The organism is Mastigocoleus sp. MO_188.B34, assembly GCF_030065675.1.
Taxonomy (GTDB): domain Bacteria; phylum Cyanobacteriota; class Cyanobacteriia; order Cyanobacteriales; family Nostocaceae; genus Mastigocoleus.
This window is the reverse complement of sequence record NZ_JASJDK010000044.1, coordinates 24,070-44,076: the sequence shown is the minus strand read 5'-3', so window position 1 is coordinate 44,076 and position 20,007 is coordinate 24,070. Positions and strand designations below refer to the sequence as shown.

General features: G+C 38.3%; 17 protein-coding genes. 8 read left to right on the top strand and 9 right to left on the bottom strand.

All coding sequences use genetic code 11. From position 1 onward, the window contains the following. Positions 1-3: 3 nt before the first annotated feature. Both QNJ50_RS12870 and QNJ50_RS12865 read left to right on the top strand, forming a co-directional pair. Positions 4-2,700, top strand: coding sequence for a formylglycine-generating enzyme family protein (locus tag QNJ50_RS12870; RefSeq protein WP_300635842.1), 2,697 nt, complete (start codon positions 4-6; stop codon positions 2,698-2,700). Positions 2,701-2,926: 226 nt separating this feature from the next. After that, entirely contained in the window at positions 2,927-3,733 is an 807-nt protein-coding gene (locus QNJ50_RS12865; RefSeq protein WP_300635841.1) for a formylglycine-generating enzyme family protein, read from the top strand. A gap of 184 nt (positions 3,734-3,917) precedes the next feature. Here the strand turns inward: QNJ50_RS12865 and QNJ50_RS12860 are convergent, their stop codons facing one another. From QNJ50_RS12860 to QNJ50_RS12845, 4 genes are all read right to left on the bottom strand, one after another. Further along, positions 3,918-4,757 (bottom strand): SWIM zinc finger family protein, encoded by an 840-nt coding sequence (locus QNJ50_RS12860; RefSeq protein ID WP_300635840.1) that lies wholly within the window; start codon positions 4,755-4,757, stop codon positions 3,918-3,920. A 25-nt stretch (positions 4,758-4,782) separates the two neighbouring features. After that, positions 4,783-8,001 (bottom strand): DEAD/DEAH box helicase, encoded by a 3,219-nt coding sequence (locus QNJ50_RS12855; RefSeq protein WP_300635839.1) that lies wholly within the window; start codon positions 7,999-8,001, stop codon positions 4,783-4,785. A gap of 268 nt (positions 8,002-8,269) precedes the next feature. Beyond that, the gene (locus tag QNJ50_RS12850) at positions 8,270-8,650 is read right to left on the bottom strand and encodes a four helix bundle protein (protein WP_300635838.1); all 381 of its coding nucleotides are present in this window, start codon (positions 8,648-8,650) and stop codon (positions 8,270-8,272) included. A gap of 153 nt (positions 8,651-8,803) precedes the next feature. Further along, positions 8,804-9,223 (bottom strand): hypothetical protein, encoded by a 420-nt coding sequence (locus QNJ50_RS12845; RefSeq protein WP_300635837.1) that lies wholly within the window; start codon positions 9,221-9,223, stop codon positions 8,804-8,806. 66 nt (positions 9,224-9,289) lie between these two features. On the opposite strand from QNJ50_RS12845, the gene QNJ50_RS12840 reads away from it, so the two are divergent. Both QNJ50_RS12840 and psbQ read left to right on the top strand, forming a co-directional pair. Beyond that, positions 9,290-9,445 carry a hypothetical protein gene (locus QNJ50_RS12840; protein WP_300635836.1) on the top strand — a complete coding sequence of 52 codons (156 nt, stop codon included), beginning with the start codon at positions 9,290-9,292 and terminating at the stop codon, positions 9,443-9,445. Between the two features lie 146 nt (positions 9,446-9,591). Continuing rightward, positions 9,592-10,062, top strand: a complete 471-nt coding sequence (psbQ, locus tag QNJ50_RS12835; RefSeq protein WP_300635835.1) for a photosystem II protein PsbQ — start codon at positions 9,592-9,594, stop codon at positions 10,060-10,062. A 266-nt stretch (positions 10,063-10,328) separates the two neighbouring features. Here the strand turns inward: psbQ and QNJ50_RS12830 are convergent, their stop codons facing one another. Then, entirely contained in the window at positions 10,329-11,639 is a 1,311-nt protein-coding gene (locus QNJ50_RS12830) for a carbonic anhydrase family protein (protein ID WP_300635834.1), read from the bottom strand. A 713-nt stretch (positions 11,640-12,352) separates the two neighbouring features. Next, a complete protein-coding gene (locus QNJ50_RS12825) occupies positions 12,353-12,490 on the bottom strand; it encodes a hypothetical protein (RefSeq protein WP_300635833.1) in 138 nt (45 codons plus the stop codon). Here QNJ50_RS12825 and QNJ50_RS12820 point away from each other — a divergent pair. The 4 genes from QNJ50_RS12820 (at position 12,489) to QNJ50_RS12805 (ending at position 16,977) form a co-directional block, all read left to right on the top strand. After that, the gene (locus QNJ50_RS12820; RefSeq protein WP_300635832.1) at positions 12,489-13,631 is read left to right on the top strand and encodes an FAD-dependent oxidoreductase; all 1,143 of its coding nucleotides are present in this window, start codon (positions 12,489-12,491) and stop codon (positions 13,629-13,631) included. The two genes, QNJ50_RS12825 and QNJ50_RS12820, sit on opposite strands and share 2 nt — an antisense overlap. Positions 13,632-13,893: 262 nt before the next feature. After that, on the top strand, positions 13,894-14,196 hold the full coding sequence (locus tag QNJ50_RS12815) for a hypothetical protein (protein WP_300635831.1): 303 nt from the start codon (positions 13,894-13,896) through the stop codon (positions 14,194-14,196). Between the two features lie 440 nt (positions 14,197-14,636). Next, positions 14,637-15,494, top strand: coding sequence for an alpha/beta fold hydrolase (locus tag QNJ50_RS12810; RefSeq protein WP_300635830.1), 858 nt, complete (start codon positions 14,637-14,639; stop codon positions 15,492-15,494). Positions 15,495-15,732: 238 nt separating this feature from the next. Then, a complete protein-coding gene (locus QNJ50_RS12805; RefSeq protein WP_300635829.1) occupies positions 15,733-16,977 on the top strand; it encodes a hypothetical protein in 1,245 nt (414 codons plus the stop codon). A gap of 13 nt (positions 16,978-16,990) precedes the next feature. On the opposite strand, the gene QNJ50_RS12800 is transcribed toward QNJ50_RS12805, so the two are convergent. From QNJ50_RS12800 to QNJ50_RS12790, 3 genes are all read right to left on the bottom strand, one after another. Further along, a complete protein-coding gene (locus QNJ50_RS12800; protein ID WP_300635854.1) occupies positions 16,991-17,527 on the bottom strand; it encodes a DOMON-like domain-containing protein in 537 nt (178 codons plus the stop codon). Between the two features lie 17 nt (positions 17,528-17,544). Further along, the gene (locus tag QNJ50_RS12795) at positions 17,545-18,642 is read right to left on the bottom strand and encodes an aminoglycoside phosphotransferase family protein (RefSeq protein WP_300635828.1); all 1,098 of its coding nucleotides are present in this window, start codon (positions 18,640-18,642) and stop codon (positions 17,545-17,547) included. Between the two features lie 213 nt (positions 18,643-18,855). Then, positions 18,856-19,956 (bottom strand): FAD-dependent oxidoreductase, encoded by a 1,101-nt coding sequence (locus QNJ50_RS12790; RefSeq protein WP_300635827.1) that lies wholly within the window; start codon positions 19,954-19,956, stop codon positions 18,856-18,858. Positions 19,957-20,007: the final 51 nt, after the last annotated feature.

Genomic DNA, 20,007 nt, shown 5'->3' with positions numbered 1-20,007 from the left:
ATCATGAAGCAGGTAACTGGCTCTGAGGGAATTGGAAAATTATGGACTGTGTTGAAGCAAGCTCAACTCGAACTAGATGCAGAAGAAATAGCTGATCTCCTCTGGTTAGCAGTTCAGATGGGTGAGGTTGAGAAAATTTCTGCATCAGATTCTACACCAGAAGAATCTGCTGAAGAAACCGAGACGAAGATTATCAAAACAGAGATCGAAGAAACTACTGCTTTACCACCAACATCAACACCTGCGAATCCCGAGTCTTTACAACAACCAGCAGCATCTGTCAATATTCCCAGTGCTTCCAATGGGTCAGATGATAAAACTCAGTCACAATCCGCTTCAGAAAGTATTCCATTTAAGGCTCCCGCAGCACCAGCATTACGTAATAAACTAGCTTTAGGACGAGCGTTACGTCCGCTGATGCGTAAGGTATCTTCTCGAACTAGAAAGATTTTAGATGCAGAAGAAACTGTAACGCAATTTGCCGAAAACAGAATTTTGCTCCCAAAATTCAAGCCAGAACCGGAACGATGGTTAGACTTGGCTTTGGTTGTGGAAAAATCTCCTTCGATAATAATTTGGCGAGAAATAATTGCTGAGTTTCAACAACTGATTGAATTCTCAGGTGCTTTTCGATCTGTTTTTACTTGGAGTTTACAAACCGATGACAAAGGTGAAATTAAACTCTTTTCACAGCAGAATCAATCAACACATCAGCAATCCCCCCGCAGTCCTCAGGAACTATTAGACTCCGCAGGTAGACGTTTAATATTGTTCGTTAGTGATTGTACTTCTCAAATATGGTATCAGGGTAAAAATCAGAATAAAATTCACCAAACTTTAAAAATTCACGACATTTTAAAGAAGTGGTCTAACTCTGGATGTTTGGCGATTGTTCAATTATTCCCAGAATGGTTGTGGACGAGAACTGCGATGGGTTTTGGGTATCCAGTACTGTTAAACGCCCTTGAACCTGGTGTTCCCAACAAAAAACTTACGGTTGAGGGGTTACCAGTTTGGGAAGATGTGGATGTAAACCAAAGCATCACTCTACCTATAATTACACTAGACCCGGATTCGGTAAAACAATGGTCGCGGGTAGTCGCGGGATTTGGAAGTACTCAAACCGCAGGGATTTTATTTGACCCCAATTTACTTCAGGAAAATCTAATTCCGGAAAAATCAGAGATATCCAATAATACTAACAATGAACCATCCGCAGCAGACTTGGTAAATCGCTTTCGAGCAACTGCATCCCCAACAGCGAGACGTTTAGCTGGTTTAATGGCTACTGTTCCCGTAAGTTTACCTGTAGTTCATCTTATTCAGCAAACAATATTAAAGGAATCAATGCAAGTTCATGTGGCTGAAGTTTTTATGAGCGGTCTTTTAAAACGAGACAAAGCGACTAATACAGCTAATTATGATTTTGTCGAAGTCGAAGGAGTTGGAGTTAGGGATTTATTAACCGAATCTGTCCCCACACCGGACGTAGATCAAGTCCTGCATGAGGTTTCCCAGTATATTGCCAAAAAAGCCGGTATATCCATTAAAAATTTTGCAGCGCTGTTATCTCCCGATCCTGAATGGGATGACGAAACAAAAGAAAAAATAAAACAGGACACTAGCATTCAATCTTTTGCCAAGATTACTACTGACGTTTTAAAACGTTTAGGTGGAGAATATGCAGAGTTTGCAGAATATTTAAAGGAAAAATCTCAGAAGTCTGGGACATTTCCACCATTAGAAGATTTTAACTTTGAAATTGCCAAGATTGTTATTGAAGATGACGAAATTAAAGATAAGCCAGAATTAGCTGTAGATATTCAACCCTTCGAATTTGAAGTAGCTACCATCGAACTTAAAAAAACTGGCTTTTTCCGACGCAATACGGAATTAATTATCAAACGTCGTCGTCAGCAAGCTTATGGTTTTAGCGAAAATCTCGGGGATGGAACAGTACTGGAAATGGTAGAAATTCCCACTGGTACTTTTAAAATGGGTGCACCGGAAACCGAAGAAAGTAGTAGAGACTCAGAACGTCCGCAACACGAAGTCACAGTTCCCACTTTCTTCATGGGAAAATACCAGGTAACCCAAGTACAGTGGAAATTTGTCGCATCTCTCCCTCAAGTAAACCGTGAACTCAAACCCGACCCATCTGATTTTAAAGGAGATAACCGACCAGTTGAATCTGTTGATTGGTCAGATGCAGTGGAATTTTGTGATCGCCTTTCTGAATACACTAAGAGAAACTACCGTTTACCCAGCGAAGCAGAATGGGAATATGCTTGTCGTGCAGGTACAACCACCCCATTTCACTTTGGCGAAACAATCACATCGGAACTAGCAAATTACAACGCTGAATACACTTATGGCGCTGGTACAAAGGGTACTTACCGTCAGGAAACAACAGAAGTAGGTAGTTTTGGTGTAGCAAACGGCTTTGGATTATATGACATGCACGGGAATGTATGGGAATGGTGTGAAGATACTTGGCATAATAATTATGAAGGAGCACCAACAGATGGAAGGGCGTGGGTAGAAGCAGAAAGTAGTGATAATGATAATCGTTCCCGGCGGCTGCTGCGCGGCGGTTCGTGGTACTACAATCCTCAAATCTGCCGTTGTGCTTTTCGCTTCAGCTACGTCATCGACTACATCCTTGTTGGGTTGCGTGTGGTTTGCGGGGTTTCGCCGTAGCTAGCTTCCCGTAGGGTGGGCTCTTCAGTAGCCCTTTATACTTTTACCCTGTTACTCTCTGCTCTTTCTTTTTTACACTTTTTGAGCGTAGCGCAGCGGAGCGAAAAAAATTTTCGAAGATTGGGTTTATCGAATAAATTAATTTATTTCAAGGTGGGTTGTGGGGCTAAATGAGATTACTGCAAGTTATATTAATTGTGCTAACAGCTGATACCTGATCCCTGAAATGGCAAAAATACTTATCAACCGTTCCCCAGGAACAGCGAAACGCTTCATCGAAAACTTGGGAAACCAAGTCCAACTGGAAATGGTACAGATTCCCACTGGTACTTTTAAAATGGGTGCACCGGAAACCGAAGAAGGTAGTAGTGATGATGAACGTCCGGAACACGAAGTCACAGTTCCTACTTTCTTCATGGGAAAATACCAGGTGACCCAAGCACAGTGGAAATTTATCGCATCCCTCGAGCAAGTAAACCGCGAACTCAAACCCGACCCATCTGATTTTAAAGGAGATAACCGACCAGTTGAACAAGTAACTTGGTCAGATGCAGTGGAATTTTGCGATCGCCTTTCTCAATACACTAACAGAAACTACCGTTTACCCAGCGAAGCAGAATGGGAATATGCTTGTCGTGCAGGTACAACTACCCCATTTCATTTCGGCGAAACAATCACATCGGACCTTGCAAATTACAATGCAGAATCAACTTATGGCGCTGGTACAAAGGGCACTTACCGTAATAAAACAACAGAAGTAGGCAGTTTTGGTGTAGCAAACGCCTTTGGATTATACGACATGCATGGGAATGTGTGGGAATGGTGTGAAGATACTTGGCATAGTAATTATGAAGGAGCGCCAACAGATGGAAGTGCATGGGTAAAAGACGTGGATGACAATGATAATCGTTACCGTCTGCTGCGCGGCGGTTCTTGGTACCTCGATCCTGATTGCTGTCGTTCTGCTTCTCGCAGCAACTACGTCATCGACTACGATGTTGGGTTGCGTGTAGTTTGCGGGGTTTCGCCGTAGCTCGCTTCCCGCAGGGTGCACTCTTCAGTAGCCCTTTATACTTTTACTCTATTATTCTTTGCTCTTTCTTCATTTACACTTTTTGAGAGTAGCGGAGCGAAAAAAAATTTTTTCAAAAATCGAGTGTTTCAGGGACGTTCTATAAAGATGTAGCACTATAAGGTCGCTTATCAGGGTTATAAACTTACATCAAATTTTGATTCTTCCCCTTCACTCTGTCATATAATTCTTCCATCGCTGCAATAAAGGAATTATCTTTATTCCAAAAAGCTGGGTAATCTCCTTGTTTTTTGACTAAAATTGCTGAAACTCCACTTTGATTTGCAACTTCAATAGTTTGGGGTAATCGTTTTTTCCCTAACCAAAATTCTTTGGATGTTGGTTTTTGGGTAATTATTTTCTTTTCTAGCTTGGGATATAGAGATGTGCTAGTTTCAATAGGAATTTCTTCTGTATTGAACTGAGAAGATAGGGCTTTACCTAATGGTGATGCTGCTAATTTCTCTTGTAGTTCTGTTTTAGATAATCCGCGCAGTTCAAATAATAAAAATGGATCTCGATCCAGTTGGGATGCAACTAGGTAATATACCCCTGCAATATGTTTACATGGATTAGCATAATCCGGACAGGAACAACTGGTTTTAAAATCTTTTTTGCTATGGGGTAGTAAATTTAATCCTAATTCTGCAAATGTGTCTTCAATATTTTCAGGAACTTCATTTAATAGTAACCGAGAAACAACGCTAGCTTTAGATGATAGTTTGCTAATTACTTCTTTCCATTTGGTTTTTGGAATTGGTGTAAGTTTTATTTCAGTACAGTAAAGTGGAACTGTATAAACGCCAAAATAAGGATTTATTGAACCTTGGACTTGAGCAACTATTTCGTTTTTGTCGATTTCAAAATTTAAAACTTTACCACCACGAGCGTAGGAACGTCCCCTTTTTAATCTATTTTCATCGGTAAATTCTTCTAATGCTTGGATAAAGCGATCGCCCCACCAAGTTCGACTAAATTTTGCCATGTTTTTCACTCCAATATTGTAATTCCTACTCCAATACTGCACTTTTATTCAATGCGATTAGTTGTTTAAACGCATCATTGTCTAGCTCTGTTAACCAAGATTCATCACTACCAACCACAGCAGAAGAAAGCTTTTTCTTATCCTCAATCATTTGGTCAATTCTTTCTTCCAAAGTTCCAATCGAAACAAATTTATGCACAAATACATTCTTTTTTTGACCAATCCGAAAAGCTCTGTCTGTAGCCTGATTTTCTACTGCGGGATTCCACCAACGGTCAAAATGGAAAACATGGTTAGCTTTTGTGAGGGTAATACCAACACCACCGGCTTTCAGGGAAAGGATAAAAACTGATGCTTCTGTTTCTGGATCTTGAAATTCCGCAATCATATTTTCCCGACGTTTGCGGTTAGTTCCACCATGTAAATAGTAGGTATTGCAATGTAAATTATATTTGAGATATTTCTCAACACTTTGACATACTTCGGTAAATTGGCTGAATATTAGTAAACTTTCTCCTTCTAAAACGGCTTCTTCTACCATTTCTGCAAGACGACTGAGTTTGTGCGACCGCTCGGGGGAAAATTCGCTATTATCTTGGAGAAATTGGGCGGGATGATTACAAATCTGTTTTAATTTCATTAGGGTGGAAAGCATCAAGCCTTTACGCTCAATTCCTTCTGCTTCTTGGAGTTTTTTCTCCACATCTTTGACCACAACCTCATATAAAGATGCTTGCTCCTTGGTCAGATTTGTATATAGTTTTTGCTCAACTTTATCGGGTAAATCGCTAATAATAGATTTATCAGTTTTTACCCGTCGGAGAATCAGGGGTTCAACTAACTTTTTCAGGGTAGTTGATTTGATTTTGTCGTTATTTTTTTGGATGGGTACTTCAAAGGATTTACGAAATTGGGTTTGTTTACCCAAATAACCGGGATTGAGAAAGTTAAAAATTGACCATAAATCCAACAAGCGGTTTTCTACAGGAGTTCCAGTTAAAGCCAATTTGTGTTTTGCTTTGAGTTTAAGAATCGCCTTGGTTTGTGCAGCTTTGGGATTTTTAATATTTTGCGCTTCATCTAAAACTATACGTTGCCATTCAAAATTATTAAATAGCTTTTCATCCTTACGGGCTAGGGTAAAAGAACTAATTACTACATCAAATTCCTGACAAGCAGCTTTAAATTCTGGGGTTGCTTGTAGGCGATTACCACCGTGATGTACCATCGTTTTCAGGTGGGGTGCAAATTTAGCTATTTCTTTTTGCCAGTTTCCCACAACGGAAGTAGGTGCAATTAAAAGGGTCGGTAATAAAGGTTTTTTCTGATTATTTTTCTCTCGTTCCTGTATTAGTCGCGCAATCACCTGTACCGACTTTCCCAAACCCATATCATCAGCCAAACAGCCATTTAATCCCAATCTTTCCAAGTAATCGAGCCAAGATACACCTCGCTTTTGATATTCCCGTAAAGTTCCTTGCAGATTTACTAATTCTGTAATTGGTTCTAATTGACTTTTATCTTGCAACTTTGCCATCATAGCTGACAAAGCTTCATCATGTTCGATTTCCCACTCATCCCCAACTTCTGCACTCTTTTGTAAGAATTCCAGCAATGTCATCTGTGGTTGTTCGTCACCGTGAGATTGCCAAAATTCTAGTAATTGTTGCATTTTATCGCGATCGAGTTCCATCCATTGACCGCGAAAATTTACTAGGGGAGACTTTGCATTTACCAATTGTTCCCATTCCTGGGGGGTGACAACTTGTTCTCCAATTGCTAATTCATACTGATACTGCACCAGGGAATCTAAATCGAAATAACTTTTAGTTTTACTTTTAGTCGCAGAATCCTTACGGGAAGAAGCCTTGAGGCGAATTTTGGCGCGACGGCGACCAGCGGGGGTATACCATGCGGGTACAATTACCTTGAAACCAGAATCTTCTAATACCCAAGCACTTTCCTTGAGGAAATCAAAGGCTTGATCTAAAGTTAGTTTTAATCCCGTGGGGCGATCGGTTTCTAAACCTTTCCACAAGTTGGGATACATCCGGGCTGCATAACCTAAATTTAGCAATAAATTGGTTTCAAAGTCCTTACCAAAATCCTTATGTACCCCTGTTCTAGTTTTGTTACCCATTGTCCAGTAGTCAGCTAATGCCATTTTTAGCGAAGGATCTTGTTTACTGGCTACTAGAAAATGCATTTGCCAATTATCTATATTATCAGGAGCGGCGGAATCCAGTTGAAAACATAGGTGAAAGGAAGAATCAGTTTGGGTACGGGTAATTTTATTTTTCCATTCCAACCATTGTTTATATTCCTCCAAAGCAGCATTTGTTTTCAGAGGGGTATGTTTGCGGGAATGAAAACAATTATGAACTACAGAATCTGCAATCTTTTTATCAAATGCTGCTGTTGATTGGGTGTGAGTCACCAAATTGCATATTAAATATTCGGAAAAGTGACGCAATAAGGTTTCTGGCTCAAAAAATTCGATTGGATTGGAGAGTATAGACGAACCAGCCACACAAATTGCTGGCATATATTCAATATACTTTTGTATATTTGCTTCGTATTGTTCGGAAATAATTTCCCACGTAGGGTAGATTTCAAAACTCACATTTTTGTAATTATTCTTGCTATTTTTAGACTTTTGTGTGCCTTTTGTCTTAGTCTTTTTAGTTTCTAACTGCCGATATTTGAGTGCTGGAATATACTGGTCTTTGAAAATTATCGGTTTAAAAGCTTGGGTGTAGTGATACCAAAACAATAAATCCGAACCCAGTTGAAATTCACCCAAATTGTATAGTGCTAAAAAGTGAATATCGTTAAGAAATTTAATCGCATTCACAGCAGTTGGAACGCGGGAATAATCTGTTTTGCTAGAAACTACCGTTGGATAACAATCTACTTTCCAATATTGAAAATCCTCATATTCGTCCGGAATTTCCACTTCCAAATATTTAGTTAGCTCCGGTGAAGGGAGAGGTTTATCATTTGCTGTGGGAAGAGCAAAGTATTTGGGAGATATGCGCTCTTTTAGTTGTACAGCATTCTCTTTCAAGCCCAATTCTTGGGTCAAGAAAGTAACTAAATCATCACTTCTGAGATGTCCGGGGTGAATTTTCTCTTTGCTTCTTTGTCCCTTACCTAGAGGGACTTCTACCCACAGACAGAAGGAACCCGATTGAACAAAACCGGACTCGGCATTTGGAATCCAGGTACCATGGAGAACTTTCATGGATCGATGACTTGGTGTAGGTCATTCTAGGAGTTTAGAATTAATCTACATGCATGGGAATTATCAGGCACTTAAAGGTAATGGTTCTTAATGTTTTATTGAGGGACTAGAGAAAGTAGTAAGGAGTAAGGAGTAAGAAGTAAGGAGTAAGGAGTAAGGAGTAAGGAGTAAGGAGTAAGAAGTAAGGAGTAAGGAGTAAGGAGTAAGGAGTAAGGAGTAAGAAGTAAGGAGTAAGAAGTAAGAAGTAAGGAGTAAGAAGTAAATATACTTATTGTTCTTTAAGTTGTTGTTTTTGTTTTAATTTATTTATGCTTGAGACTAAAATGCCTATAATTGTATTTAATTCTAAAAGCATAGGTGCAAATTTTTGTTCGGGTACTGCTTCTGAATTGACCAGTATTTTAATCCAAAATTTACATTCTGAGGCTTCTTTCAGAGCGATAGAGTACTTGGAGATAAAATCTTTATTTGATTGAGCAAATTTAGCTTCAGCACAATTCGCACCTATACTTGTTCCGGCTCTAAGAAATTGTTTAGATAATATTTTACTCTCATCATTGAAATATTTTTTATTTAATTCAGCATAAGCTTTAACTACTCTAATCGCAAATAATTCAGTTCGTTCTTGAATGCTAATATTATTATTCATTAGTAAAAATTCAGTTTACTTAGTCAGTTGTAACTCAACAGTTAACTGAATATGACTTACTCCTTACTCCTTACTCCTTACTCCTTACTCCTTACTCCTTACTCCTTACTCCTTACTCCTTACTCCTTACTCCTTACTTCTTACTTCTTATTTTCAACTATTAAAAACTTCTAAAATCTGTCTGCAAAACTTTTTTAGTTTTTCACTTTTTTCTGAAGATGGCTGAGATATACCAACACAATTCCAATTATCAACAGTTGAGAGTCGCCATTGTTCGCCCTTGTGACTGAAACCAGCAATTTCCACACCGATCGCACGCTGTACGTGATTAATTGGATCTTGGTAAAATCTGATTTGGATTAAAAGACTGCGACTTTGCCAAGATTTACTAACACCAGGGAAATGAAAACCAATATCAATTGAGTCTGGATCTACTAATTCCATGGTTTCTGGGTCATTTGTCCAGGGTTTCAAATCCGATTTTGCATCGGGAAATTCGAATTTGAATAAATTTACTACTGTTGCAATTTTACTAGCAATTTCAAGGTTTGTTGCCATCAGTGCTGCATTCACGGACAATGCTCCTCCTTAGTTGCGTGGGCTACTTAGGTGTTACTCAGTTAAAAGACTAAGTTAAAATTGCCAGAAGGCTCAGTTGGTGGTAATTTGTTTCAGATTATCAAGGTCTATCAGTCGATCGCAATTCAAAATCATACTTTTTTGACATGTATTAAGTTGGGGATTGGATATTTGGGATTAGGAATTGGGGATTGGGGATTTGGAACTGGGTATTGAGTATGGGTACTAGAGATTCATTATTTCCTACTTCTTACTTCTTACTCCTTACTCCTTACTCATTTGTGCTGACTTCTGGACAAGAATGCTCATTTACGCGGAAAATCGAATATGAATGTTATTCATCCAACCAATAGAATCTACTTATGGGGCGTCAACGTAGTATTTTTTCTTTGATTTTAGTATTTGTGGCAACATTTTTGTTTGGCTGTGGTGGTCCTACAGTCGCAAAAGCGCCACCAACATATACACCCAGTCAACTGCAAAAAATCCAAGAATATTCTACTGAGGTTATTGCAGTTCGCGATCGCGGTTCAGAATTGGAAGATTTAATTGAAAAACAAGATTGGAGAAGGGTCGGTAATTTTATCCACGGTCCAATGACAGAAGCCAGACTGGCTATCAATTATACTGCTTCTAATTTGCTTCCTCCAGAACAAAAGGAAGCTCGTAAAATTTCTAAGGATATGCTGGGTTATTTGGTAAAAATTGATAAAGCTGCTGAATCTAATGATCGCTTTGAAGCTTTAAATAGCTATTCGGCTGTTTACGCAGATATCGACAGATTCTTAAAACTGCTTCCCGAAACTCAACCAGAACCCGTCTCAGAATCTTAATTATTCTGAATTTTAATTGTTTGGAATCTTAATTGTTTGGAATCTTAATTGTTCGGAACCTTAATTTCCCAAAACTTTGCTTGCTAGTTGTCAGGAGTTAAGAGTCATAAATTGTCGTTCTTCACTACTTATGGTTAAGGACGACCCCAAAGAACAATGATTATCTCAAAAATCCCACGGCTTATAGTCGTGGGAAATATTATTATTAAACTCAATAATTTATCCAAATCAACAAGTTTTTGAGATCGAAACTTTCAATCAAAGTTTTAAATCAAAGCTGCATTGACTGTATTTGGATCTGCATCTATCCTTAAAACGACCTCAGCACCATTCACATTGGAGGTTTTATATTCCCACCAAAGACCACCATCTTTTTTTTGTATGTCTTGGAAAGACTGATAACTATCTACGGAACCGAGATTATATTCCCTTAAGTCGATTCTATCTATTCCTGCCTCGAACCCTGTTATGGTAACGGTGGAACTATTTCCATCATTGATGAAGATAAAAGTATCTTGCTGTCCGTCAAATAAATTATATTGTGGATTTCCACCATCATCAAAACCAAATGATTCATTTCCAAGGAAATCTATAAAATTACCGCTGTAGCGATTCGGACCACCTCCGACAACAAAGTCATCTCCAGAGATGTAAAAACTATCTTCTCCTCCACCACCAATAAGATAATCTTCGTCTGAGGATTGGGAACTTAAATCCCCTAAGCGACCATCACCTATGAGAATATCATTACCTTGCCCGCCAAAGAGATAATCTTTTCCTTGTTCGCCAAAAATTTTGTCATTACCTTGACCACCGTTAACTGTATCTTCCCCATCTCGAACATATATTAAATCATTGCTAAAACTATTAGGACCATTGCGGTCACCTTGGAGGAAATCATCTCCATTCTTACCTAGGTATAATTCATTTTGAATATTGCGGTTATTCAATCCATTCGGGAATCCGTAGAGTTCGCTTTGTAAGTTACTAAAATTCTTGAGTTCTTTTACGCTTACCTTGAGAGTGTCTTTGGCTACAACCCAGGTTGCGTCAGTAAAAGGTTCTGTTGTTAAAGAACCTCCATAGTTATAGACTTGAGAATCTCCTGATATCAACTTTGAAGGGTCAAAATTTCCCCCATCAATAATGGTATTGGGATTTTTTAGTGTACTTCCATCAAGTTTTCCTAAGAATGAGCTTAGTTGAGGATCGATTGACTGACTATCAGGAGACACTTCTTCCAAAAGGATTCCCACAACCAATTTCTTACCGCTCTCGCTCTCGTGTACTAGGTGTATTTCACCAGCTGTATTTTGTCCGTTAAATGTATGTTCGCTGTTTGTATGAAAATGAAAACCTTTGAGGTTATATCTTTCACCTTGGTATATGACGTAATTCTGTTGTGTTTCAAATTCACCATCAATATTGTGTCCGTTGTTGAATATGTCTATAGGTGAACTTTGATAGTACGACTTCAAAACTTTACTGAAAGATTGGGTCGGTGTATCGGCTTTGCTAATGTTTGTGGGGGACTGAGTAAAAGATTGAGCAAGAAATTGACGGGAATTGGAAGTCATAAATAAGTTTTGTTAATTTCGAAACATACTAAAAAGAGATGTTGTTATTAGCCTTCCATGGAAAACTCTTTCCATGAAAGCAATATCCCCATTGGGATTTACCTTGATGTTGAAGAAATAATGAATTTGGGTATGGGGAATTTATACCGCAATATCTCTAATAAAGATTTGAGTGAACTACAGAGAAAAGACAGCTAAAAAAACAAAATTATTTTTAAAAGCATAAATTTCATTATAAAAGCATGAACTTTTAAATATTTATATATCTAAAGAAATATTTTGTTACTAATTACGAAAAAATTACAGTTAACTTTAAATCAGGTTGATATAAATTACAAAAACTTAAAAAAAAATGCTTGATTCTTGTGAATAAATAATTGGCACATAAACATCTTCGCTAATATTTGTAGACGGTAGTGGTTTTATATTGATGAGGTAAAAAAGTAAACTTATTTAATTTAATTCAGTAATATTAGTTGTCTAAATAATGCTATATCAAGGCTTTAGGAGTATTATACATTTATAGATTGGTATTAATTAATGCTTATTTTTAATGCTTATAGTAATTATAAAATATAAGAATTAGTGAGTTAATAGATTAAAGCTATGGATAATATAAGGAAGTGAATAGATAAATTGTTCTTCCTATTCGGAGCATCCATTTAAAAATTTTCCTTCTATTTAGAGAATGTTCGCTGTATTCTTAATCAATATCAAATTCCTTCTACTTGTATACTGAACCCAATAATCAATGATTCATCCTTGGGTTTGTCAATCCTAGTAACTAACCTGAGTTCGGGTAATTCACTCTTATCTTGCTTTTGAAGTTCAAAATTAGAAATTAAAATCATGAGTCATGTTGTGATTGTTGGTTGTGGTGTAATTGGTGCGGCGATCGCCTACGAACTTAGCCAAGTGAAAGGATTGAAAATTACGGTTGTGGACAAACAACCACCAGTTCAAGGCTCTACTGGTGTGGCTTTGGGTGTTTTAATGGGGATTATTAGTCACAAAGTTAAGAGTAGAGCTTGGCGGTTACGACAACAAAGCGTTCAGCGCTATGGAAGTTTAATTCCAGAACTAGAGGAAATTATCCAACGTAAAATTCCCTGTAACCGTCAAGGAATTGTCAGTATTTGCTTGGAAGATGAGGAGTTAAAAGAAGATAAAGCAAAAGATAATAATTTGCAAAGATGGCAAAAACTGCAAGAGATTCGTCAATCTCAAGGTTGGAAATTAGAAATTTGGGATACCACTACATTACAAAAATATTGTCCTCAAGTTAATTTAGATCGGGTTATGGGTGCAATTTATTCTCCCCAAGATCTACAAATTGACCCCACTGCGTTAACTTTAGCTTTAATTGATGCTGCTCGAATAAGGGGTGCAGATTTTAAATTTGACGTTACTGTTTCCGGAGAGTTATCTCCATCAGCTTCGGGTTTACAAAAAGAAATAGCAACTACAAACGGTAAAATTACTGCTGATTGGTTTATTATTTCCGCTGGACTTGGTTCCACAGGAATTACAACGCAATTAAATCAAACAGTTGATATTCGCCCGGTATTGGGACAAGCTTTACAATTGCGTTTGGGTCACTGTTTGGGAAATCCTCAATTCCAACCAACAATTACAGGAAATGATGTGCATATTGTCCCTGTTGGGGCGGGTGTTTTGTCAGAAATTACCGAATACTGGGTGGGTGCAACTGTAGAATTTGTTAAGTCTGCAAAGGAAATAGCCCCCAACAAACAATTACTTGAGGATATTTTACAACAAGCTATTACATTTTGTCCCGAGTTAACCAAAGCTGCGATCATTAAAACTTGGTCGGGTTCGCGTCCCCGTCCGGAAGGTCGTCCCGCACCAATTATTGAGCGTTTACCGGGTTTTGATAATGTGATTTTAGCTACTGGGCATTATCGTAATGGTATTTTACTTGCACCTGCAACAGCGGGCGTAATTCGCGAGATGATTCTTAGTCCGATATAGTAATAATCCTAGTGTCTACTTCCCTTAGAAGATGTTTTACAAGTATAGTTTATTATCAGCATTCACTATTGAGATACCCCAACCCCCTTAAAAAGGGGCAAAAGTCCCCCAATACAGCGGGGGATTTAGGAGAACCTATCCCACTAATATGATTTTTGCGAAAAAGCTTAAGTTTAAGAACTAAAAACGAAAAATCAAGCTTTTCAGGCAAATTTTACTCAAACAAATAAGCATTTTTAGAATAGTGGGATAGGTTCTTGGTTTGCTAGCGAAGGAACGAGCTAATGTTTTGACCTTTTTCCTACAAGTTGGTTGGGTAACATTAGCTTTGAACGTATCAACAATGATTCTAGGTTATGCAGTCGCAACTATTACAAAGCTGGATAAATTCAGTGCAAGGGCGATTACCTTTGAGGTGGGAATTCAACATGGTACCTTAGCGATCGCGATCGCCAGTGGAGCAACATTTTTAAATAATCCTACGATGGCGATTCCCGCAGCAATATACAGTTTACTTATGTTTGGAACTGGTGGAGCTTTTGCTTGGTGGACACAACGTCAGTAAATTATATCTACAAGCTTGTATCTACAAGCCAATTGCTAAGCCAATTCGTGAGATGATTATAGATATGTGCGTGTAGAGAAGTAGTATATTATATGAAGTCCGTCAAATCATTCATAATTATGTCATTGCGTTGGCACAACGTGCGCAAAGCGCATGTGGAACGTAGTGTAAGCTTAGCGAGCTAGCGCAACGTACGGGATCCGCAGGTAGCGCAGCTCTAGGTATTGCGTCTCCGTTTAGGAGATAGTAATCCCAAAAGTTTGCGATTGCTTACCTTTGGTCGCAATGACGGTTATTCAGAATCATCTAGTATGACATATGACCTCTCTACAGCAAGTTTTTAATTCATTTTTTTGATTAATTATTTTTGATTAATTCCTTTTAATTAACTTCTTTGAATTGAAACTAAATTTAAACTAATTAAAAACCTTTAAAAAACAGTGTCAACAAAAGAACATAAAATTACCGTCAACTCACTAGAATGGTTTTATCGTCAAGCCGAACCGGTTGGTAGAAGCGATTTACTTCCAGTTGTTTTACTTCATGGTTTAGTTTCTCAAAGCTATAGCTGGCGTTATATCTTACCAGAACTCGCAAAACAAGGAACAAGAGCGATCGCACCGGATTGGATTGGATGTGGTTTTTCTGCGAAACCAGAAAAACGAGATTTTGCATATACCCCAGATGCTTTTATTAAAGCTTTTGAAGAATTTATCCAAGCCTTAGAATTAGAACGTTTTTCTCTAGTCGTCCAGGGTTTTTTAGGTTCTGTAGGATTACAATATGCCCTGCGTCATCCGGAAAAAATCGCTAATATCTCAATTCTTAATACTCCAGTTTCCACCGCAGCTAAAGTTCCTTGGAAAATTCAACAGATGGGTTTACCTTTAGCAGGGGAAATGATGACCCAGGATCCGTTGCTAGTAGACCGAACCTTGGAAGGAGGTAGTCGCTATGTGATTGCTGAGGAACATTTGGGGATTTACCGCAAACCATTCTTAACTGCTTCAGCTTCAGGTCGTAGTTTACTGGCAACTATTCGTAACTTACAATTACCAAAAGTCACAGCAGAAATTGAGTCTGGTTTTAAAGAATGGCAAAATCCAGTTTTATTGCAATGGGGAAAAAATGACCCCTGGTTAAGTCTGGAAATGGGAGAAAAGTTTGCTGATTCCCTACCCGATGGGGAAATTATCAAACTTAATGATGTCGGACATTACTCCCAGGAACATCACCAAGAGGTGATTTTGCAAGACCTTTTACCTTTTGTGCGGTGTAGTGTAGGCTCTGCATCTTAATTATACTCGTCAAGGCGGAGCTTCCAAATCTTGGTTCCCAGGCTGAACCCATTGGTGACAACTTGAAGCGATCATCACAATGTCAAACAGGGTGAGTAGATAAGTCCAAAACTATTTTATGTCGGGACTTAGGCTGATACTTAACAACCCAAATCCCGATTTCTGGGAAAAACCAGATAAGCAATAAGGTCAAAGATTAATTGCACATTTCACAAGATTTCAAGTGAGGAATCAGTAGATGAATCCATTACTATTTGAAGATATTATTGCTGGGGGTGATTTCCCTAACCCTAATTTACTGGGTGAGATTGACGGTCGCCAGATTTTTACTACCTTTGATCCTAACGGGAACAATACAAAACTATGGAGAACTGACGGTACAGAAGCTGGTACATTTCTATTAGAAGATTTCGGCAGCATGAGTTTTCCACCGACTGAAATTATTATTGTCGGTGGTGATATCTTTTTCAAACTAGCATCGGGCAATATAAGTATCAATCTGTATAAAACTGATGGTACAGCAGAAGGAACTTTCAGTATTTTCGGATACGATCCGAGAACGGGTACAAATCTCTCTAATCTGATGGAAGATAACGGTCATTTAGTCTTCACTGTGGATCGTCTCAATAATAGAAGTGAATTGTGGAAAAGTGACGGTACTATCGAAGGTACAGTTTTAATTCAAAGTAATATTACGTTCGGTGTTTCCGACGGTAACCCAGGGGATTTTGATAATGTTCCTGGACTACCAGAGCGGGTAACCATAGTCCCTGATGGAGCAGGAGATATTGAATTACCCCAAAAATTTAATTCCAATAAGTTTCCATCCATTATCGCCATTGATGGTACTGGTGGGAACGGTGGTTCTGATTTTCCTGGTGGTACTGCTGTATTGCGGGATGGTTCTGACGGTAGCAATGATAGATGGAATTTCTCTAAAATTGAACTCAAAAATATTGCATATATTGATGGTGGTAATGGTTCCGATCTAATTATCGGTTCTCAAAATGCAGATCAGATTTTTGGTGGTGCGGATGGGGATAATCTACGAGGTAAAAAAGGTGATGACACCATCGAAGGTGGTACTGGTAATGATATAATTCGCGGCCAAGGTGGTAATGACTTACTTCTTGGTGAAACTCAGGGTCATCCCACCGAAAATGATGACGATATTCTCGATGGTGGTGCTGGTAACGATATCCTCGATGGTCAAAATGGTGACGATATCCTAATAGGTGGTACGGGGAAGGATAAATTTGTACTTTCCGGTGACTTTGATCGCGATTTTATAGTTGACTTTGTCTTAGATCGGGATGAAATTATTAATACTAGCGATCGCACAGTCAAAGATGTTGTTTTGGGAAGTAATAGCGATAGTTTCAAAGTGAGTTTTAATGGTTCTATTGATATTTTGACTGTTAACGTTAATGGTAACGACCAAGGAGAACTACAAACTTACTTGCTCAATCTTGGTAATAAATAAATATTTTATTGGGCTATCGTCCAATCACAAAACTGTCTCGTAAATGAAAATCTGCTTGCTCCCCACAATGCTTCAAAGCCCAATAAGTTATTTTTCCATCTTTGTCTTTGATAACCGTTGTAATCGCAAGATCTAAATCTTGTTCTGCTGTAATGATTTGACCTAAATATAATTCCAGCATTAATTGCAAAGAATTAGGTTGATGTTGGATATCAAAAGGAAGTAATTGTATCGCGGTTTCTTCCTGCATCCCTTGACGGTAGTTGTCAAATTTGTAGACATTCCAGTGTCCTGATGGAGAAAGATTAAATTCCCAGTAACGGGGAGAACCATTAACTCCCAAGAAAAATTCAAAACATGTTTCTTCCCAGAGTTCGTTTTTACGGTTGGGGATATCTGCAGCTTTGGGAATGTGGATATTGTTTAAGTCCCCTTGGAGCACGAAACTAATAGTCAGTATATTATTACTGCGGGCTACACTACCTGTAATTTGTAAATCTGGGGTTAAACTGTTTGGGAATGCTCGTAAAGAAAAATTTTGTTCTTTTATTTCTTCTTGATTTTTAATCATCCCATTTCTCCGATAATTGCACGAATATCTGCTTCCTGAGATTCAATACTCTCAGTTAACTTAAACTGCACTAAGGCTCTAGCAAGGTTATGTTCTGGATATTTGACTTTGAAGTAAACATTACCTACTAAATAATCTGTGAAAAATCGTAGTCCTAACTCGAATGCAATGAGGCGAATTCCATCGTATATGTATTCGTAATCTTTTTTGGTGAGAAAAACCTTCGCAACTGAAAGGTATCCCTGCAAAATCGATTTACAAATAACAGTATCAAATACTACTGATTGCCACTCTGTCGTTTCTTCTCCCAAGGGATTGCATCCAGAGCGGAGACAGTCACCAATATCATAATGAACTAGTCCGGGTTTGACGGTATCGAGATCAATGACACTGATCGCTTGCCCTGTTGTAGTATCTATCATGACATTATTAACCTTAGGATCGCCGTGAATCGGACGCAAAAACAGATGTCCTTGTTCTAAAGCATTTTCTAAGACATGCGCCCAACTTTGGCGATCCCGCACAAATTCCAAACAATATTCAACTTCAGGGGATTTTGGTGCAGGGTTTTGGTTTACGACAAGATGATACTGTTGCAGATAACTGGGAGTAACATGAAAACCTGGAAGAGTATCGGCTAATTTTTCAGTGGGTAAGTCATTAATAAGATTGTGAAACATTCCCAAAGCATAACCAACTTCGTAAGCGTGTTGATCGTCTTTGATGATGTCAAAGGTTGTACCTGCTTCTATAAAACTAATTGCTCGCCAAAACGATCCATCAGTATCAATGAAGTAATCTCGATTATCCTTTGTTAAAAATACCTGCGGTACTTCCCAACGACGATTGAGGTTCTTTGAATCACTTTGCAAACGTTGGCGAACATGATTACTAAAAATACTCATGTTCTGCATTACCAATTGTGGTTGACGAAACACATTGGTATTAACCCGTTGCAAAATCAAATGCTTATCTTCTAAAGAATCCAAAGTGACAAGGTAAGTACCGTTGATGTTACCATGTCCAAACTCTCGGACATCGATAACTTTACCTTGGTGTTTAAATTGATTGGCAATTTCGGTCGGGTTATTCAAAGTTTTATCTGGTTTATTAAGGTGTATTTTGCAAAACAGATGTTTCACAAATAAATATTGGATTTTTTATAAATATATATCCCAGTGCAGATCGAGCCAATACAAGTGTGCAACATTTGTTACTAGTTACCAGTTTATGGCTAACGCCACGCACGCCCTTGCAGGCTAAAGTTATCAGTTATTCATTACTCATTACTCATTACTCACTACCAATTACCAAAATTTAGGATTTTCCAAAAAACTATCCAAAAGTACTTTTTGTTCTAGTCGAGTATTAATATCCTTTGCAGCTGCTAATCCCGAATCCATAGCACCTCCAATTAAATTACCACCACACCAATCACCACAACAGACCAAAGGTAAAATAGTTTGTGCTGATAGACACTTTTCTGATAAAGGATGACGTGGAAAAGCATAACGCCAACGATGTACTTGCATCCATTCCGGGGTTTTGAGTGTTTCCAGCATTAACGATTCGCTTGCACTTTGCAACATTTCTTCCCCAACTGCTTGTAATTCCTCTGTTTCTAGGTGGATTTGAGCAAATTCAGAGCTACTTTGAACTACAAATACAGGTTGATGAGATTGATGACGTTTGCTACTATCAAAGCCGATCCAAGCCAGGATATTATTTTCGCTAAAGTTAAGAGCTTTCCACTCCGGTATTTTAGTATCAAACACTGAAGAATAACCAACCATCACACTTATACAAGGGTGAAAATCAACCGAACGTAGTTGATTGAGGAAAGCAGACTTAATTATGCTGTTTTCTAAAGGTTCCAAAAGCATTGTGGCTTGAGGTGCAGGAATTGCAATAACTAAAGCTTTTGCAGTTATTTCCTTATTCTCAGAATCATTATTAGATGATGAAGTATTACTGGAAACGCAACTAAGACGCCATATATTTTCAGGTGTTAGATCGATTTTAGTGACCCGTTGATTGAGCAAAATATCTAAATCTTGTGCCAGAAATTTTGCGATCGCGCTCATTCCTGTAGGTGCAGTGTAACAAGGAGAGCCGGATTTTTTGATTGGTAAATGGGAATTGACTGAAAGTTCGTAATAAGTATCAGTCCAAACTTCAACAACATTATGTTGAGATAGTAATTTCACAAAACCTTGGAGTAATTCTCCTTTGGGTTTGAGGTAACAAGCTCCGTGGTCTGCACGGGTATCATGTAGACGACGAGTTGCAACTCTTCCCCCCAAACCACGAGATTTTTCTACCACTACAACAGAATATCCGGCTTGAGTTAATTGTTGAGCGCATACTAAACCGGCTATTCCTGCACCAATGATTGCAATATCAGTCATTTACTCAATTAGCGATTGCGAACTCCTTACATCAGTATCGATGTTTTTTTG

Coding starts and splice junctions, on each gene's coding strand:
- QNJ50_RS12870 (WP_300635842.1), top strand. CDS start 4: ATGAAGCAGGTAACTGGCTCTGAGGGAATTGGAAAATTATGGACTGTG.
- QNJ50_RS12865 (WP_300635841.1), top strand. CDS start 2,927: ATGGCAAAAATACTTATCAACCGTTCCCCAGGAACAGCGAAACGCTTC.
- QNJ50_RS12860 (WP_300635840.1), bottom strand. CDS start 4,757: ATGGCAAAATTTAGTCGAACTTGGTGGGGCGATCGCTTTATCCAAGCA.
- QNJ50_RS12855 (WP_300635839.1), bottom strand. CDS start 8,001: ATGAAAGTTCTCCATGGTACCTGGATTCCAAATGCCGAGTCCGGTTTT.
- QNJ50_RS12850 (WP_300635838.1), bottom strand. CDS start 8,650: ATGAATAATAATATTAGCATTCAAGAACGAACTGAATTATTTGCGATT.
- psbQ (WP_300635835.1), top strand. CDS start 9,592: ATGGGGCGTCAACGTAGTATTTTTTCTTTGATTTTAGTATTTGTGGCA.
- QNJ50_RS12830 (WP_300635834.1), bottom strand. CDS start 11,639: ATGACTTCCAATTCCCGTCAATTTCTTGCTCAATCTTTTACTCAGTCC.
- QNJ50_RS12820 (WP_300635832.1), top strand. CDS start 12,489: ATGAGTCATGTTGTGATTGTTGGTTGTGGTGTAATTGGTGCGGCGATC.
- QNJ50_RS12825 (WP_300635833.1), bottom strand. CDS start 12,490: ATGATTTTAATTTCTAATTTTGAACTTCAAAAGCAAGATAAGAGTGAA.
- QNJ50_RS12805 (WP_300635829.1), top strand. CDS start 15,733: ATGAATCCATTACTATTTGAAGATATTATTGCTGGGGGTGATTTCCCT.
- QNJ50_RS12790 (WP_300635827.1), bottom strand. CDS start 19,956: ATGACTGATATTGCAATCATTGGTGCAGGAATAGCCGGTTTAGTATGC.